The sequence below is a fragment of the Leclercia sp. UBA1284 genome, assembly GCF_002308415.1.
Lineage (GTDB): Bacteria > Pseudomonadota > Gammaproteobacteria > Enterobacterales > Enterobacteriaceae > Enterobacter > Enterobacter pneumoniae.
The window spans coordinates 1,969,554-1,987,248 of the sequence record NZ_DBUS01000006.1 but is presented as its reverse complement, the minus strand read 5'-3'; the positions used below and the strand labels follow the sequence as shown (position 1 = coordinate 1,987,248).

Sequence of the window (17,695 nt, the reverse complement as noted above, 5' to 3'; positions counted from 1 at the left end):
AGGGGCGAGACTTTAGCGAAATGTCTCGCCTGCGACAACTGGAATATGAAAGCAAGGCAAGAACCGCCGGGCAGCGTTATGCTGTGGAGTAACGAAAAAAGGAGCCGTAATGTTTATTCTGCACTGGCAACCCCCCTACGACTGGCAATGGATGTTCGATTTTTTGGCCGCCCGTGCGGTCACCGGTATCGAAACCGTGACCGCCACTGACTACGTGCGCAGTTTCGCCTGTGAGGTGCATGTCGGGTTAATTCGCGCCACGCCGCACCTGCAAGACGGCACGCTACAGGTTGAACTGAGTGACGGGCTGCTGCCGGTCGCTGGCCCGGTCCTGGCGCGCGTGGCCCGGCTGTTTGACCTGGATTGTCGCCCGCAGCAGATAGCCGGGGTACTCGGGGCGCTCGGTGCTGCCCGGCCCGGCCTGCGACTGCCCGGCTCGATGGATGCTTACGAGCAGGGGGTACGCGCTATTCTCGGCCAGCTGGTGAGCGTAGCGATGGCGGCGAAGCTCACCGCGAAAGTGGTCGCCTTGTGTGGTGAGCCGCTCGCAGGGGCGCCTGGCTATTTCTGCTTTCCTACCCCGGCGGCGCTGGCAAATGCCGACCCGCTGGCCTTGAAGGCGCTCGGCATGCCAGTTAAACGCGCCGAGTCGCTCATTTACCTGGCGCAGTCGGTGGAGGCCGGGACATTTCCTCTTACGCCGCCGGATGACATCGAGGCGGGCGTGAAGGCGCTGCAAACGCGCCCGGGCATCGGGCGCTGGACGGCGAATTATTTCGCCCTGCGCGGCTGGCAGGCAAAAGATGTGTTCTTACCGGATGATTATCTGATCAAGCAACGCTTTGCCGGCATGACCCCGGCCGGGATACGGCGCTATGCCGCCCGGTGGCAGCCGTGGCGCTCATACGCGCTGCTGCATATCTGGTATACCGAAGGCTGGACGCCGTCAGTTGATAGCGAAGTAGCTGGTATTAAGCAGTAGTTCCAGCGGGCGCGGTTCGTCAATGGTATTGCCGTAGATATAGTCGATGCCGATGCCCGAGAGCGTGTCCATCACCACCGGCTGGTTGCTCGGCCCGGCGATCGTTTTCATGCCCAGCCGCTGGGCATGACCCTGGATAATGGTGACCAACATCTCGTCCATCAGGTTGCCGTGAACGTTGGTCACGACCTCGGGATCCAGCAGCAGGTAATCTGCCTGATGGGCACTGAGGTGGTTGAACTCGTCCATATCTCGCCCGACGTGGCTGAGGATGATACGGCAGCCGGCGCGGCGCAGTTTATCCAGCCCCTGCAGACAGGCGTTATTTTGCTGTCTCAGTACGTCAATATGCAGCATCAGGTGCAGTAGTCGTGCCGGTAGCGGGCTCTGTGCCAGCATATCCAGCAGCTCGTCGACCAGGGTCACGCTGGCCAGTCCAGCCAGCGACAGCGGAAGGGCCACGCCGGTCCCTTTTTTAGCCAGCGGGGCAGCAAAGCTGCGGAAGAACTCCTGCATCACGCGTCTGTCGAGAGCGTGAAGGAGCTCGGGCTCAGCCAGCCCGGCCCGGAAGGTCTGCTCTTCAAGAACTTCCCCTTCGCTGGTCCACAGGCGCAGCGACAGCATCCAGAAATTGCTGCTCTCCGGGATACGCGGTGACGCCACGCTGCGCGCCAGCATCACCAGGTTGTTGTCTTTAATCATGTGCCACTGCTCATCGAGCGACATCATATTGCGGTTGCTCTGCATGCGTTCTTGCTGCGGTTCATACACCGTGACCACCCCACGCCCGCTGTTTTTTGAGGCGTAGCAGGCAATATCCGCCTGAGACATCACTTCAGCGGCCTGGTGGTTTACAGCGTCGATAAGCGTAATCCCGGCGCTGGCGCCGATACGGTGCAGGCGGCCGTCCCACATAAAGTGGTAATCGTTGATGGCATTAATGATACGCCCCGCGATGTAGCGGGCGCTTTCGGTATTGCATTCAGGCAACAGTAAACCAAACTCGTCCCCGCCAAGACGCGCCAGCACATCGGTCGAACGCAGCATGCTGAGCATCAGCGAAGAGAGCTCACGCAGCAGGGCATCGCCCGCCGCATGGCCTGCGGTGTCATTCACCGCTTTAAAACGGTCGAGATCGATAAACACCAGCGCATGTCGCTGGCGGGTCTCCTGCACCATATGGAGCAGACGTTTCAGGTGCGCTTCAAAGCTGACGCGGTTTGCCAGGTGGGTGAGGGCGTCGTGAGAGGCGTTGTAGCTCAGTTCACGCAGCATTTTGCGCGACTCGGTAACATCCTGAATGACCAGCACCGAGCCGATGTTTTGTCCATCGAGAGTGCTCAGTGGGGTGATGCTGTAGTGAATATCGTAGCTCCCGCCACTGCGGCTGTGCAGGACGACATCCTGTTCGATATCGGTACGGGACATATCCCCGCTGTGAATGTTTTCCATCAGCGGGCCGCTATTACCAAAGGTAATATGCAGCACCGATAAAATCGGCTGGCCCATCGCGTCTTGCTGCGTCCAGCCGCTCATCTTCTCGGCGACCGGGTTCATAAAGGTGACGTTCATATCGACATCGGTACAGAGCACGGCTTCGCCGATGGAATCGAGGGTAATATGCAGACGCTCTTTTTCCTGGAACAGCGCTTCGTTAAGCTCTTTTACCTCGGTCATATCCATATTGACGCCGAGCAGGCGTTCGACCTCGCCCTGCTTATTCAGCACCCGATTCGCCAGCGCGCGGATGTGACGAACCCCCTCTTTGACCCGAATACGAAACTCCAGCTTGAAGGGAATGCGCGCGGCCAGGGCATCACGTACCACCTGTTCAGCATGGGCGCGGTCCTCCGGGAGCATACATTCATGCCACATCTGCCAGGTCGGTTTAATATGCGGCGGAACTTCATAGAGTTCGAACATGCGCTTATCCCAGCTGATCATGTCCGGTTTAACATCCCACTCCCAGATACCAATTCCCCCCGCTTCGTTAGCGAGAGTAATGCGCTCCATCAGGCGCTTGTTAACCCATTCGGTCTGTTTGAGATCGTTAATGTCTTCGATCTGGGCGATGAAATAGAGCGGGCTGCCGTCCGCATGGCGCACCAGCGAGACCGCCAGCAGCGCCCAGACCACCTCACCATTGCGGGTGTAGTAACGCTTCTCCATTGAGTAGCTGTTGATATCCCCGCGGATCAGTTGCTCCATCTGCTCGAGGTCAAGATTGAGATCTTCGGGCCAGGTCACCTGCTGGAACGTCAGGGAGTGCAGCTCAGACTGGGAGTAACCGAGGAACTGACAAAGCGCTTTGTTGGCCTGCAGCCACTGGCCGTCGGTACCGACCAGCGCCATGCCGATCGCGGAGTACTCCATGGCATTGCGAAAACGTTCTTCGCTCTCGGTGATGTGTTTCCGCTCGGCGCGGAAGGCGTACATCACCATGGTCATGACGTTAGCGGGCAACAGCATCATCAGGAATGGTAGCCAGGGGGCGTTGAGCATGGCGGCATTTTCAGTGACCAGCGGCACCGGCGAAGAGGCGATCAACAGCGATACCATCATTACCGTGACCAGGAAGACCAGAAATGCCTCAAGGCGTGGTAATCGGACGGCGCTCCACATCAGTAAGACGATAATCGCGGTAAAGGGCCAGGGTAAAAAGCGGATGGCGATCCAGCTTAGCACCAGCGTCACCACCATGGTGACCAGCGTTTCGAGCAGTAATTGCGGATTGCGATGACGCAGCAGGTAGTGGGGTTTAAACAGCAGCCCCAGCGGCACCAGCGCCAGCGCGCCGATGGTTTCCGAGAGCACCCAGACCAGGAAGTTGCGCATCGGCTCGGCGGTAGGGACCAGCAGATACGCCAGCATGCCGCCCAGCAGAGGCGGGATTACGGCGCTGCCGATCGCCAGACGGATCCAGTCGCCCAGATTTTGCAGCGGGTTATACCAGGGAAGCAGTTTTCGCAGCAACAGCGCGCCGACCACCGCCTCGAGGGTGTTGATCAACCCGTACCACAGATTAAGGGAATCCCAGGAGAAGAGCAGCCAGGTGGCAAAGATATTACCGAAGGTGCAGGCGAGCGCGATACCGGGCCACATTTTGCCGGCGTGACGGTAAAAAGCCACCATCATAATGGCGGTCGGGAACCATAAAGGTGCCAGTAATGTACCGAAACGCGTCAGCTCCAGCGAAAAAAGGGTAAAGATAAAGGTAACCAGACCAAGACTGACAAGCCGTAGTAAAGGATGTGGGGTGGTAACCAAAACGCGCTGGTATTGTTTATTCATTACCGCTTATCCAGGGGACGCCATGCCGTCACGAACGAGGTCCGGACGAGTTGAATGATGAATTTGGATTATGCTAGTACAAACAATTTACAATTCATATGGTGGCTGCTCATAATTTGACATCATAGAGTTATTAAATAGTTATCCTGCAAAAATTTCATCTTTGATGATGGAAAAGTGAACAGGGTAATAACGCAGCGGGAAGAAAAAGGCTATTTTCGCGCGTCACGCATAACCTGCGCTTTCGACTGGTATCACGGGAGCGAAATCCCTATAATTGCGCCGTTTGACGCTTCGGCGTCGTCCTTCCTTTACATCCAGGTTACTCAGGTCGCTAAATTTATGACTGATAAGTCTCATCAGTGCGTCATTATAGGCATCGCCGGCGCATCGGCTTCAGGTAAAAGTCTTATTGCTAGTACGCTTTACCGTGAATTACGTGAACAGGTTGGTGATGAGCACATCGGTGTCATTCCGGAAGACAGCTATTACAAGGATCAAAGTCATCTGTCGATGGAAGAGCGCGTTAAGACCAACTATGACCATCCCAGCGCGATGGATCACAGCCTGCTGTTTCAGCATCTTCAGTCTCTGAAGAATGGCGCCCCAATTGAATTACCCGTCTACAGCTATGTTGAACATACCCGCACGCAGGAAACCATCCGTATTGAGCCAAAGAAGGTCATTATCCTTGAAGGCATCCTGCTGCTGACCGACGCGCGTCTGCGCGAATCGATGAACTTCTCCATTTTTGTTGATACGCCACTGGATATTTGCCTGATGCGCCGCATCAAGCGCGACGTTAACGAACGCGGTCGCTCCATGGACTCCGTTATGGCGCAATATCAGAAAACGGTACGTCCAATGTTCCTGCAGTTTATTGAACCGTCCAAACAGTACGCCGATATTATCGTGCCGCGCGGGGGTAAAAACCGTATTGCGATCGATATTCTGAAAGCGAAAATCAGCCAGTTTTTTGAATAAAACACGCGAATTGTGTACCGTTCAGAGATAACCCGGTTCACCCTCGGCGCAGATAAGCCCGAGGGAGTGATGCACGAAAGGAGAGAGTGCCATGCGTCTGTGTGACAAAGATATTGAAGCCTGGCTCGATGAAGGCCGTCTGTCCATTTCACCCCGTCCGCCCGTGGAGCGCATTAATGGCGTGACCGTGGATGTGCGTCTGGGCAATAAATTCCGCACCTTCAGCGGGCATACCGCCCCCTTTATCGACCTTAGCGGTCCAAAAGATGAAGTGAGCGCCGCACTCGAACGCGTGATGAGCGACGAGATTGTTCTTGAGGACGGCGAGGCCTTTTATCTGCACCCAGGAGAACTGGCGCTGGCGGTTACCTTTGAGTCCGTGACCCTGCCTGCCGATCTGGTTGGCTGGCTTGATGGACGTTCGTCCCTGGCGCGTCTGGGGCTGATGGTGCACGTAACCGCGCACCGTATCGATCCAGGCTGGTCGGGTCGCATTGTGCTGGAGTTCTTCAACGCCGGTAAATTGCCGCTGGCATTACGTCCAGGCATGATGATTGGCGCGCTCAGTTTCGAGCCGCTGACCGGCCCGGCTGCACGTCCTTACAACCGCCGCCAGGATGCGAAATACCGCGATCAGCAGGGTGCGGTTGCCAGTCGTATTGACAAAGACTGAGCCCAGCCCAGTCCACCGAGGAAGCCATGAGAAGAGTTCTGACAACGCTGATGATTTTGCTGGTGGTCTTGCTGGCAGGTCTTACTGCGTTGGTGCTGCTGGTTAATCCCAACGATTTTCGTGCCTACATGGTGCGCCAGGTTGAAGCGCGCAGTGGCTACGTGATGAAGCTGGACGGCCCGCTGCGCTGGCACGTCTGGCCGCAGTTAAGCATTCTTTCCGGCCGGATGTCGTTAACCGCGCCGGGGGCTTCCGTGCCGCTGCTTACCTCCGACAATATGCGTCTGGACGTGGCGTTAATGCCGCTTCTTTCGCATCAGTTGCAGGTGAATCAGGTGATGCTTAAAGGGGCGGTAATTCAGTTGACGCCGCAGACCGAGGCGGTGCGCAAGCCCGATGCCCCGGTGGCGCCGCGCGAAAACACGCTCCCCGACGTAGCTGAAGATAACGGCTGGTCGTTTGATATTGGCAAACTGAAGGTCGCCGATAGCGTGCTGGTGTTCCAGCATGAGAGCGACGAACAGGTGACGGTGCGTAATATCAATCTGCAGATGGAGCAGGATGAGCACCATAAAGGGACGATGGACTTTAGCGGGCGCGTGAACCGTAATCAGCGCGACATGGTGGTCTCGCTGAATGCGAATGTCGATGCGTCTGACTATCCTCACCAGCTGATTGCCAATATTCAGCAGCTTGACTGGCAGCTGACCGGGGCCGATCTTCCGGCGCAGGGGATCACCGGACAGGGCAAACTGCAGGCAGTCTGGCGGGAAGAGCGCAAACAGCTTGAGCTCAATCAGCTCGATCTGAAAGCGAACGACAGCGCGTTGACTGGCCAGGCGAGCGTGATGCTGAGCGACACCCCGCAATGGGTGATCAACCTGCAATTTGATACGCTAAATCTTGAAAATCTGCTTACGGCGCAAGCCGCTGCCGCCCAGGGTGACGTGGCGCAGCAGGGGCAGTCTCAGCCGAAGCCGCGTCCGGTGATCTCGACGAACCTCGATCAGCCTGATTATAACGGTCTGCGCGGTTTTGACGCGGATATCATGCTAAAAGCCAACCGCGTCCACTGGCGCGGCATGGATTTCACCCATGTCTCCAGCCAGATGACCAACAAAAATGGTTTGCTCACCATCAGCGATCTGAGCGGTGAGATGGGGCAGGGGCGCCTCTCGTTGCCAGGCACCCTGGATGTGCGTAAAGCGGAGGCCCGCACGGCATTCCAGCCGCGGCTGGAAAATGTCGAGATTGGCACCATCCTGAAAGCCTTCAACTATCCGATCCCCCTGACCGGTAGCCTGACGCTGGCGGGCGATTTCTCTGGCGGCAAGATCGACGCCGAGGCCTTCCGACGCAACTGGCAAGGCCAGGCCCACGTTGAGATGAGCAACACCCGTATGGAAGGGCTTAACTTCCAGCAGCTGGTGCAGCAGGCGGTGGAGCGCAGCAGTAACGTGAAGGTCAAAGATAACTTCGAGAACGCCACCCGTCTGAATCGCTTCGTTACCGAGCTTTCGCTTGATAACGGCCAGCTCTCGCTGGAGAGCATGCAGGGTGAATCGCCTATGTTATCGCTCGAGGGCGATGGCACGATGGACCTGGTCAAAGAGACGGCGGATACCCACTTTAAAGTGACGGTGCTGGAGGGCTGGTTGGGCGAAGGCAAGCTGATTGACTTCCTGAAACAGACGCCGATCCCGCTTAGCGTGTATGGGCAGTGGCAGGCGCTCAACTACAGTCTGCAGGTGGATCAGCTGATGCGTAAACATCTTCAGGATGAAGCCAAACGGCGTCTGAACGACTGGGCGGATCGCAACAAGGATTCGAAAAACAGTAAAGACGTGAAAAAGCTGCTGGAAAAACTTTAATGATTAAGCCGGGTAGGGGTTAGCCTTACCCGGCTTTTTATTACACTTCGTACTCTTCCTCTGCTTCATCAGCCTGCGGAATTAACTGCACCTTCTGCACCCGGTGATGATCGACTTCCAGCGTCCTCAGAGCATAGTGACCCACCTGGACCTCTTCCCCAGGGGCGGGAATACGTTGCAGGTATTCCATCAGCAGACCGGCGAGGGTGTGATACTCACGCTTCTCATCCAGCGGCAGTGGCACATACTGCACCAGGTCTTCCAGCGGCATATGACCGTTCGCCGTCCAGCTTCCGTCGGCGTTTTTCTGAATATCATGGCGGGCGTCGATCTCTTCCACTTCATTGGGCAGGTTACCGGCAATGGTTTCCATCACGTCGCTCAGGGTCACCACCCCCTCAACGGAGCCGAATTCATCCACCACAAAGGCAAAGTGCGTACGGGCGTTGCGGAACTGTTCCAGCGCAGAGAGCAGCGGCAGCCCCTCCGGGAAGACCAGCGGCTGACGCACCAGCGCCCGCAGATCAAGCGGTTCATCCTGTAACTGCTGGTTGAGCAGGTCGATAACGTGTACCACGCCGAGCAGATCCTCCTCCTGCTCGCCACCGGTTACCACCACGCGGGTATGCTGGTTTTTTTCCAGCAGCGCGCGGATTTGCGCCTCCGGGGCGTTGAGGTCGATATGCTCGATATCGTGACGGGAGGTCATGATGCTGCTGACAGAACGCTGGTTAAGATTTAATACCCGCTCAATCATTCGACGTTCCTGCGGGTTAAAGATCTGGCTGCTGTCATGATCCGCCAGCAGGGAGGCCGACTCCGCATCCAGTTCCGCATCCTCTTTCTTTCCGCTCAGCAGACGCATCACCGTCTCAGCTGTGCGCTGACGTAGCGTCTGATTGGCTGACAGAAAGCGACGGCGGTTGAAAATGGCCAGCTGGTTTAGCGCCTCGATGATGACCGAGAACCCTATGGCCGCGTACAGATAGCCTTTTGGAATGTGGAAGCCAAAGCCGTCTGCCACCAGGCTAAAGCCGATCATCAGGAGGAAGCTAAGACAGAGAATGACGATTGTCGGGTGGCTATTAACGAAGCGCGTTAACGCCTTACTGCCCATCACCATCAGCGCAATGGCAATGATGACGGCTGCCATCATAACGGCCAGATGGTCCACCATCCCCACGGCGGTGATCACCGAATCAAGAGAGAAGACGGCGTCCAGCACCACAATTTGCGCCACCACCGGCCAGAATCTGGCGCCCCGGCGCTGGGTGGGGTTTTCATTATCCTTACCTTCCAGCCGTTCATTGAGTTCGACGGTGGCTTTGAAGATCAGGAACAGGCCGCCAAAAAGCATAATCAGGTCGCGTGCGCTGAAGCCCAGGCCGTGTACCGTAAATAGCGGTTTGGTGAGCCCCACCAGCCAGGAAATAGAGGCCAGTAATAGCAGGCGCATCACCATGGCCAGAAGCAGGCCGGTGACGCGAGCGCGATCGCGCTGAGCAGGGGGCAATTTTTCGGCAAGAATGGCGATAAAGACCAGGTTGTCGATGCCGAGCACCAGTTCCAGTAACACCAGAGTGACCAGACCGGCCCAGATTGATGGATCTGCAATCCATTCCATAGCGGGAATCATACCTTTTGTAATATGACAAATGTCACATTTCGATCATGGATAAAGCCTGCGAAAAATGCAATGCCAGCCTGGGATTTCCTCGGGCAACGCCGCAAATACGGCTCATTCTATTCCCATGGTTAATTTAGGGTTATAACCAGAATCCCCTTAAATAATTATATTTAAGAAATATCGCAGGTAACGGTTATATATTCATTTTTGTCAACCTGAAGAAAATCCTAAAACATTAAAAATTTGCCGTTAATATTAATCTTAAAAAGCGATGCGCCGACTGTTGTTTCCTTGCCTGCTAAATCGTTAGCTGCAACAATTCCTCCAGCATCAAATGTTAAAGCCTCTTGTTGCTATTTCAGTGTCGGTTTAAAGAACAGAAAGTTTATATCTGGAGATGCGTTTTCTTGCCCGATATATCTTTCGATTAAACCATGTCAAAGAGGGTGTTTATCCATAAATTACTGTTTAAACAGTGGATTGGTAACTGAAAGCCAAGGGCGGTAGCGTGCCTGAAAGCGTGTTAATCAGCCTCGATTATTCTGTCAATAGCTTGCGGATGAATAAACTTTTTTTAGGACTGATGCCAGTTATATTTCTGTTTTATTAACCGCATGCTAAAAGTTAAATGCCGCGCATTTAATTAAACCGCACAGGATAATTACTCTGCCAAAGTGATAAATAATCAATGATGAAATCCAAAATGAAATTGATGCCATTATTGGTGTCTGTGACCTTGATGAGTGGGTGCACCGTCTTACCTGGCAGCAATATGTCGACCATGGGTAAGGATGTGATTAAACAGCAAGATGCTGATTTCGACCTTGATCGGATGGTAAATGTTTATCCCCTGACACCAAGACTGGTGGAGCAATTACGCCCACGCCCGAACGTGGCCCAGCCGAACGTCTCGCTGGATCAGGAGATCTCCTCTTATCAGTATCGCGTCGGCCCAGGCGATGTCGTTAGCGTTACCGTCTGGGACCACCCGGAGTTGACGACGCCAGCCGGTCAGTACCGTAGCTCGAGCGATACCGGCAACTGGGTACAGCCTGACGGCACCATGTTCTATCCCTACATTGGCAAAGTACACGTGGTTGGCAAAACGCTGGCCGAGATCCGTAGTGATATTACCAGCCGCTTAGCGCAGTACATCGCTGATCCGCAGGTGGACGTTAATATCGCCGCGTTCCGTTCGCAAAAAGCCTATATCTCCGGGCAGGTCAATAAATCGGGGCAGCAGGCGATCACCAACGTGCCGCTGACCGTACTTGACGCTATCAACGCCGCAGGCGGGCTGACCGAAAATGCCGACTGGCGCAATGTTGTACTGACCCATCAGGGCAAAGAACAACGCATCTCCTTGCAGGCGCTGATGCAAAACGGCGACCTGAGCCAGAACCGACTGCTCTATCCGGGTGACATCCTCTTTGTGCCGCGTAATGACGATCTGAAAGTGTTCGTGATGGGCGAAGTGAAGAAACAGAGCACCCTCAAAATGGACTTCAGCGGCATGACGCTGACCGAAGCGCTGGGCTCGGCGGAAGGTATCGATCTGACGACCTCCAATGCCAGCGGCATCTTCGTTATTCGTCCGCTCAAAGGACAGGGCAGCAACGGCAAGATTGCCAACATTTATCAGCTGGATATGTCCGATGCCACCTCTCTGGTGATGGCAACCGAGTTCCGCCTCCAGCCGTATGACGTGGTCTACGTGACGACCGCACCGGTTGCTCGCTGGAACCGCCTGATCAACCAGTTGCTGCCGACGATCAGTGGCGTTCGCTACATGACCGACACGGCAAGCGACGTTCATAACTGGTAATCCGCGATGTTTAACAAAATTCTGGTGGTGTGCGTGGGGAACATTTGCCGTTCCCCCACGGCCGAGCGGCTGTTAAAGCAATATCAGCCGGGGCTGACGGTGGGTTCTGCAGGCCTGGGTGCGCTGGTAGGCAAAGGGGCCGACGAGCGTGCAACGAGCGTGGCAGAGCAACATAACCTCTCTCTCGACGGGCATTGCGCCCGTCAGGTTTCAGCCGCCATGTGTCGGGAATATGACCTGATCCTGGCGATGGAAAAGCGCCATATTCACGCTCTGTGCGATATCGCGCCGGAGATGCGCGGCAAAGTGATGCTGTTTGGTCACTGGGACAACGAACGCGAAATCCCCGATCCCTATCGCAAAAGCCGTGAAGCCTTTGAAGCGGTTTACACCTTACTTGACCAGTCTGCCCGTCAGTGGGCGCAGGCACTGAACGTTCAGCAGGGATAACAATGACAGAAAAAGTAAAAGCTTCTTCCGCCTCGACCGCGGGCAGCGATGAAATCGATATTGGTCGCCTGATTGGGACCGTGGTTGAGGCGCGCTGGTGGGTGTTAGGCACCACCGCCGTCTTTGCGCTGGCGGCGGTGGTCTACACCCTGTTCGCTACTCCCATCTACAGCGCCGATGCGCTGGTGCAGATCGAGCAAAACACCGGCAACTCGCTGGTGCAGGATATTGGCTCGGCGCTGGCGAACAAGCCACCGGCTTCAGAAGCGGAAATTCAGCTGCTGCAGTCGCGTCTGGTGCTGGGTAAAACCGTGCGCGACCTGGGTCTGGATATCGCCGTTAGCAAAAATACCTTCCCGGTCTTCGGTGCGGGCTGGGATCGTCTGATGGGACGGCAAAACGATACCGTCAAAGTGACTGACTTTAGCCTGCCAAAGGGGACGGCCGATCAGGTCTTTACCCTCGAAGTGCTGGGGCCTAAGCAGTACCAACTGACCAGCGACGCCGGCTTTAGCGCCCGTGGCGAAGTAGGGCAGTTGCTCAGCAAAGATGGCGTGAGCATTAAAGTGAACGCGATTCAGGCCGCTGAGGGCAGCGAGTTTACCGTCACCAAGTTCTCCACGCTTGGGATGATTAACAACCTGCAAAATAACCTCACGGTGACGGAAACGGGTAAAGACACCGGCGTGCTGAGCATGACCTTTACCGGTGAAGATAAAGATAAAATCCGCGATATCCTGAACAGCATCACCCGCAACTATCTCGAGCAGAACGTTGAGCGTAAATCCGAAGAAGCGGCGAAGAGCCTGGCCTTCCTGGCGAAACAGCTTCCTGAAGTGCGCGCCAGCCTGGATGAAGCCGAGAACAAACTCAACGCCTATCGTCAGGATAAGGACTCGGTTGACCTGCCTTTAGAGGCGAAATCGGTGCTGGATTCGATGGTCAATATCGACGCCCAGCTGAACGAGCTGACCTTTAAAGAGGCGGAAATCTCCAAGCTCTATACCAAACGTCACCCGGCATACCGCACGCTGCTGGAAAAACGTAAGGCCTTAGAGGATGAGAAAGCCAAACTGAACAACCGCGTGACCGCCATGCCGAAGACCCAGCAAGAGATTGTACGTCTGACGCGTGATGTGGAGTCAGGTCAGCAGGTCTATATGCAGTTGCTGAATAAACAGCAGGAGCTGAAGATCACCGAGGCCAGCACCGTGGGCGATGTCCGTATCGTCGACCCGGCCATCACCCAGCCAGGGGTACTGAAGCCGAAGAAAGCGCTGATTATTCTCGGCAGCATCATTCTTGGCCTGATGCTCTCGATTGTGGGTGTACTGCTGCGCTCTCTGTTCAACCGCGGTATCGAAAGCCCGCAGGTGCTGGAAGAGAACGGTATCAGCGTCTATGCCAGCATCCCGCTCTCTGAATGGCAAAAATCCCGCGATAGCGTCAAAACCGTGAAGGGGGTTAAGCGTTACAAACAGAGCCAGCTGCTGGCGGTGGGTAACCCAACGGATCTGGCGATTGAAGCGGTGCGCAGCCTGCGTACTAGCCTCCACTTCGCCATGATGCAGGCGAAAAATAACGTCCTGATGTTGACCGGGGTTAGTCCATCAATTGGTAAGACCTTTGTCTGTGCCAACCTTGCGGCGGTGATCAGCCAGACCAACAAGCGCGTGCTGCTGATCGACTGTGATATGCGTAAGGGCTACACCCACGAGCTGCTCGGCACCAATAACGTCAATGGCCTGTCAGAAGTGCTGTTGGGCAAAGGTGACATTGAGAACTGCGCCAAACCCACTTCTATTACCAATTTCGACCTCGTACCGCGTGGTCAGGTGCCGCCAAACCCGTCTGAACTGTTGATGAGCGAGCGCTTTACTCAGCTGATTGCATGGGCGAGCAAACACTATGACCTGGTGTTAATCGATACCCCGCCAATCCTTGCCGTGACGGATGCTGCCATTGTCGGCCGCCATGCGGGAACCACCCTGATGGTTGCGCGTTATGCAGTTAACACCCTTAAAGAGGTGGAGACCAGCCTCAGTCGCTTCGAGCAGAACGGCATTGAGGTGAAGGGGGTCATTCTTAACTCCATCTTCCGTCGCGCCACCGGGTACCAGGATTACGGGTACTACGAGTACGAATATAAGTCTGACAGTAAATAACCTGTTTTCCTCATCCCGACTCTCCCAGAGGGGGAGGGTAGGGGTGAGGGCATCGAATTCATCCGGGGAAGACCATGACCACACAACGCCCATTGATCTCTATCTATATGCCGACATGGAACCGTCAGCAGTTGGCGATCCGCGCGATTAAATCGGTTTTACGTCAGGATTACGATAACTGGGAGCTGATTATTGTTGATGATTGCTCCTCCTCCTGGGAGCAGTTACAGAACTTCGTTACCGACCTCAATGACCCGCGAGTGATGTATACGCACAACGCGATCAATTCCGGCGCCTGCGCGGTACGCAATCAGGCGATTTTGCAGGCTAAAGGCGAGTTTTTAACCGGTATTGACGATGACGATGAGTGGACGCCAAACCGTCTCTCTATCTTCCTGTCTCACCAGGCGCAGTTGGTTACGCACGCGTTTCTGTACGCCAACGATTATGTCTGCCAGGGCGAAGTCTATTCACAACCGGCGAGCCTGCCGCTCTACCCGAAATCGCCTTATTCCCGTCGCCTCTTTTATAAGCGCAACATTATTGGTAATCAGGTCTTTACCTGGTCATGGCGTTTCAAAGAGTGTCTGTTCGACACTACCCTGAAAGCGGCGCAGGACTACGACATCTTCCTGCGGATGGTGGTGGAGTACGGTGAGCCGTGGAAGGTAGAGGACGCGACGCAGATCCTGCACATCAACCACGGTGAGATGCAGATTACCTCCTCGCCGAAAAAGTTCTCCGGCTACTTCCATTTCTACCGCAAGCACAAAGACAAGTTCGACCGTGCGAGCCGTAAGTATCAGCTCTTTACCCTCTACCAGATCCGCAACAAGCGCATGAACTGGCGCACGCTGCTGACGCTCTTTTCTGTGCGTAATACCAAGCGTCTGGCTGACGGGCTTCGGGGGAAATAATGTTTCTGGAAGATTGCCGCGCAAACGGCTGGAGCCTGCGCCCCTGCTGCATGGTTCTGGCTTATCGCATCGCCCATTTTTGCTCTGTCTGGCGCAAGAAGAATGTGATTAATAACCTCTGGGCGGCGCCGGTACTGGTGCTCTATCGCATCATTACCGAATGCTTTTTTGGCTATGAGATTCAGGCTGCGGCCACCATTGGTCGTCGCTTTACGATCCACCACGGCTATGCGGTGGTGATCAATAAATTTGTGGTCGCCGGGGATGATTTCACCATCCGCCATGGGGTCACCCTGGGTAACCGCGGCCCGGACAATCTTGCCTGCCCGGTGATTGGCAATAACGTTGAGCTTGGAGCCAACGTGGTGATGATTGGCGAAATCACCGTGGGGAATAACGTCACCGTTGGTGCGGGCAGCGTCGTGCTCGACAGTATTCCGGACAACGCGCTGGTGGTGGGTGAAAAAGCCCGCGTGAAGGTGATTAAATGAATATTCTGCAATTTAATGTTCGTCTCGCCGAGGGCGGGGCAGCAGGCGTCGCGCTGGATCTGCATCAGCGCGCATTACAAAAAGGGCTCGCGTCGCGTTTTGTCTACGGCTATGGCAAGGGCGGTAAAAAAAGCGTGAGTCACGATAACTATCCGCAGGTGGTGAAGCACACCCCGCGCCTGACCTCGGTGGCAAACATCGCGCTGTTTCGCCTTTTTAACCGGGATCTGTTCGGCAACCTGAATAACCTCTATCGCACGGTAACCCGCACGCCGGGTCCGGTGGTCCTGCACTTTCATGTGCTGCACAGCTACTGGTTAAAGCTGACAGAGGTGGTGGCATTTTGTGAAAAGGTGAAAGGGCATAAACCCGATACCACCTTCGTCTGGACGCTGCATGATCACTGGAGCGTAACCGGCCGCTGCGCGTTTACCGATGGCTGTGAAGGCTGGAAAACGAACTGCCAGAAATGCCCGACCCTCGAGAATTATCCGCCGGTGAAAATTGACCGTGCCCATCAGCTGGTGGCGGGTAAACGTCAGCTGTTTCGCGACATGCTGGCGCTGGGCTGCCAGTTTATCTCCCCGAGCCAGCACGTCGCCGATGCGTTCAATAGCCTGTATGGGGCAGGGCGCTGCAAGATCATTAATAACGGCATCGACGTCGCCACGGAAGCCATTCTGGCAGAGCTGGAGCCGGTCGCGGCGACAGCGGGCAAACCGAAAATCGCTATCGTCGCCCATGACCTGCGTTACGACGGTAAAACCAATCAGCAGCTGGTGCGCGACATGATGGCGCTCGGCGACAAAATTGAGCTGCACACCTTCGGTAAATTTTCGCCGTTCGAAGGGGCTAACGTGGTGAACCACGGCTTTGAAACCGACAAACGCAAGCTGATGAGCGCCCTCAACGGTATGGATGCGCTGGTGTTCAGCTCCCGGGTCGATAACTACCCCCTGATTTTATGTGAAGCGCTCTCTATTGGCGTGCCGGTAATTGCAACGCACAGCGATGCGGCGCAAGAGGTGCTGGAGAAATCGGGCGGGAAAACCTTCTCCGAGCAGGAGGTACTGCCGCTGGTCCAGCTACCGAAGGCCGAGATTGCCCAGGCTGTTTTTGGCACCACCCTGGAATCGTTCCGCAACCGCAGCCGCAAGGCTTACAGTGGCCAACAGATGCTGGAGGAGTATGTCTCGTTCTATCAGAATCTGTAGTTATCTGCTGCTGCCGCTGATTTACCTGCTGGTCAACGTCAAGATTGCCCAGCTGGGGGAGAGCTTCCCCATCACCATCGTCACCTTCTTACCGGTTCTGCTGTTGTTGTATGTCGATAAGATAAGCGTGAAGAAGTTGATGATTGCGCTGGGGCTCGGCGCCGGGCTTACCGCCTTTAACTACATCTTTGGTCAGTCGCTGGATGCCAGCAAATATGTCACCTCGACCATGCTGTTTGTTTATATCGTCATTATTATCGGTATGGTGTGGAGTATTCGGTTTAAAACCATCTCTCCACATAATTATCGGAAGATCCTCAGGTTCTTTTATATTGTCATTGCCATCATTGTTATGCTTGCTGCTATGGAAATGGCGCAGATTATTTTAACCGGTGGCAGTAGCCTGATGGAGATAATCTCGAAATATCTGATTTACAGTAACAGCTATGTTCTGAACTTCATTAAGTTCGGTGGAAAACGAACCACTGCGCTCTATTTTGAACCGGCATTTTTTGCTCTGGCTTTAATCTCAATTTGGCTCAGCATCAAACAGTTTGGTATCAAAACCCCTAAGAGCGATGCTATGATTCTTGCAGGAATTGTCCTGTCAGGGTCCTTCTCAGGGGTGATGACATTTATCCTGTTTTACCTGCTGGAATGGGCGTTTCAGTACCTGAATAAAGAGGCGATTAAGAAAAAACTGCCCCTGGCAATCATTTCATTAGCGGTGTTTTTAGTCGGGCTGGTATTCGCGTTCCCGTACATTTCTACCCGTCTGGGTGATTTAGGAACAGAAGGCTCGTCATCGTATTATCGTATAATTGGACCGCTGGTGATGGTGGGTTATTCATTAACCCATATTGATGGTGTAGTAAGATTCGGCTCACTTTACGAATATGTTGCATCATTCGGAATCTTTAACGGTGCGGACGTGGGTAAAACCATAGACAATGGTCTGTATCTGTTAATTATTTATTTTTCCTGGTTCGCCGTTTTGTTAACGCTGTGGTATCTGTTCAAAGTATTCAAAATGACGATCAACGCGTTTGGTGATAATCAGAATTTTCGTGTGCAGCTTTATCTTTTTACGCCGGTTTCACTGTTCTTTACTGGGTCAATTTTTAGCCCGGAGTATGCGTTCTTAATTGTCTGTCCGTTTATTTTGCGCAAAGCGCTTAATATTACGAATTCATAACGAGGTGGTT

General features: G+C 54.6%; 13 protein-coding genes. 11 read left to right on the top strand and 2 right to left on the bottom strand.

Features of this window, described 5'->3' with window-relative positions:
* Nucleotides 1-109 precede the first annotated feature (109 nt).
* Nucleotides 110-982: a DNA-3-methyladenine glycosylase 2 gene (alkA, locus tag B3511_RS12825; protein ID WP_286782674.1), complete on the top strand. Its 873-nt coding sequence runs from the start codon at nucleotides 110-112 to the stop codon at nucleotides 980-982.
* Here the strand turns inward: alkA and B3511_RS12820 are convergent.
* Complete coding sequence (locus B3511_RS12820; protein WP_286782672.1) at nucleotides 947-4,273, bottom strand: diguanylate cyclase; 3,327 nt, start codon at nucleotides 4,271-4,273, stop codon at nucleotides 947-949. The two genes, alkA and B3511_RS12820, sit on opposite strands and share 36 nt — an antisense overlap.
* Before the next feature lie 342 nt (nucleotides 4,274-4,615).
* Between B3511_RS12820 and udk the strand changes: the two genes are divergently transcribed.
* From udk to asmA, 3 genes are all read left to right on the top strand, one after another.
* Entirely contained in the window at nucleotides 4,616-5,257 is a 642-nt protein-coding gene (udk, locus tag B3511_RS12815) for a uridine kinase (RefSeq protein WP_040074880.1), read from the top strand.
* 91 nt (nucleotides 5,258-5,348) lie between these two features.
* On the top strand, nucleotides 5,349-5,930 hold the full coding sequence (dcd, locus tag B3511_RS12810; RefSeq protein ID WP_040074881.1) for a dCTP deaminase: 582 nt from the start codon (nucleotides 5,349-5,351) through the stop codon (nucleotides 5,928-5,930).
* 26 nt (nucleotides 5,931-5,956) lie between these two features.
* Nucleotides 5,957-7,801: an outer membrane assembly protein AsmA gene (asmA, locus tag B3511_RS12805; protein WP_286782670.1), complete on the top strand. Its 1,845-nt coding sequence runs from the start codon at nucleotides 5,957-5,959 to the stop codon at nucleotides 7,799-7,801.
* A 40-nt stretch (nucleotides 7,802-7,841) separates the two neighbouring features.
* Here asmA and B3511_RS12800 read toward each other — a convergent pair whose 3' ends face one another.
* On the bottom strand, nucleotides 7,842-9,425 hold the full coding sequence (locus tag B3511_RS12800) for a TerC family protein (RefSeq protein WP_233801770.1): 1,584 nt from the start codon (nucleotides 9,423-9,425) through the stop codon (nucleotides 7,842-7,844).
* A 691-nt stretch (nucleotides 9,426-10,116) separates the two neighbouring features.
* On the opposite strand from B3511_RS12800, the gene B3511_RS12795 reads away from it, so the two are divergent.
* The 7 genes from B3511_RS12795 to wcaD all read left to right on the top strand — a co-directional run bounded on the left by B3511_RS12795 (nucleotide 10,117) and on the right by wcaD (nucleotide 17,685).
* Complete coding sequence (locus B3511_RS12795) at nucleotides 10,117-11,253, top strand: polysaccharide export protein (protein ID WP_040074884.1); 1,137 nt, start codon at nucleotides 10,117-10,119, stop codon at nucleotides 11,251-11,253.
* A 6-nt stretch (nucleotides 11,254-11,259) separates the two neighbouring features.
* Nucleotides 11,260-11,703, top strand: coding sequence for a low molecular weight protein-tyrosine-phosphatase Wzb (gene wzb, locus B3511_RS12790; protein WP_040074885.1), 444 nt, complete (start codon nucleotides 11,260-11,262; stop codon nucleotides 11,701-11,703).
* A 2-nt stretch (nucleotides 11,704-11,705) separates the two neighbouring features.
* Nucleotides 11,706-13,868, top strand: a complete 2,163-nt coding sequence (gene wzc, locus B3511_RS12785; protein ID WP_286782666.1) for a tyrosine-protein kinase Wzc — start codon at nucleotides 11,706-11,708, stop codon at nucleotides 13,866-13,868.
* Nucleotides 13,869-13,942: 74 nt separating this feature from the next.
* Nucleotides 13,943-14,785 carry a colanic acid biosynthesis glycosyltransferase WcaA gene (wcaA, locus tag B3511_RS12780; RefSeq protein ID WP_207292057.1) on the top strand — a complete coding sequence of 281 codons (843 nt, stop codon included), beginning with the start codon at nucleotides 13,943-13,945 and terminating at the stop codon, nucleotides 14,783-14,785.
* On the top strand, nucleotides 14,785-15,276 hold the full coding sequence (gene wcaB / locus B3511_RS12775) for a colanic acid biosynthesis acetyltransferase WcaB (protein ID WP_040074888.1): 492 nt from the start codon (nucleotides 14,785-14,787) through the stop codon (nucleotides 15,274-15,276). The genes wcaA and wcaB overlap by 1 nt, the downstream gene beginning before the upstream one ends.
* Nucleotides 15,273-16,490: a colanic acid biosynthesis glycosyltransferase WcaC gene (wcaC, locus tag B3511_RS12770; protein ID WP_212477787.1), complete on the top strand. Its 1,218-nt coding sequence runs from the start codon at nucleotides 15,273-15,275 to the stop codon at nucleotides 16,488-16,490. Before wcaB ends, wcaC begins: the two co-directional genes overlap by 4 nt.
* Nucleotides 16,465-17,685: a colanic acid polymerase WcaD gene (gene wcaD / locus B3511_RS12765; RefSeq protein ID WP_040074890.1), complete on the top strand. Its 1,221-nt coding sequence runs from the start codon at nucleotides 16,465-16,467 to the stop codon at nucleotides 17,683-17,685. Before wcaC ends, wcaD begins: the two co-directional genes overlap by 26 nt.
* Nucleotides 17,686-17,695: the final 10 nt, after the last annotated feature.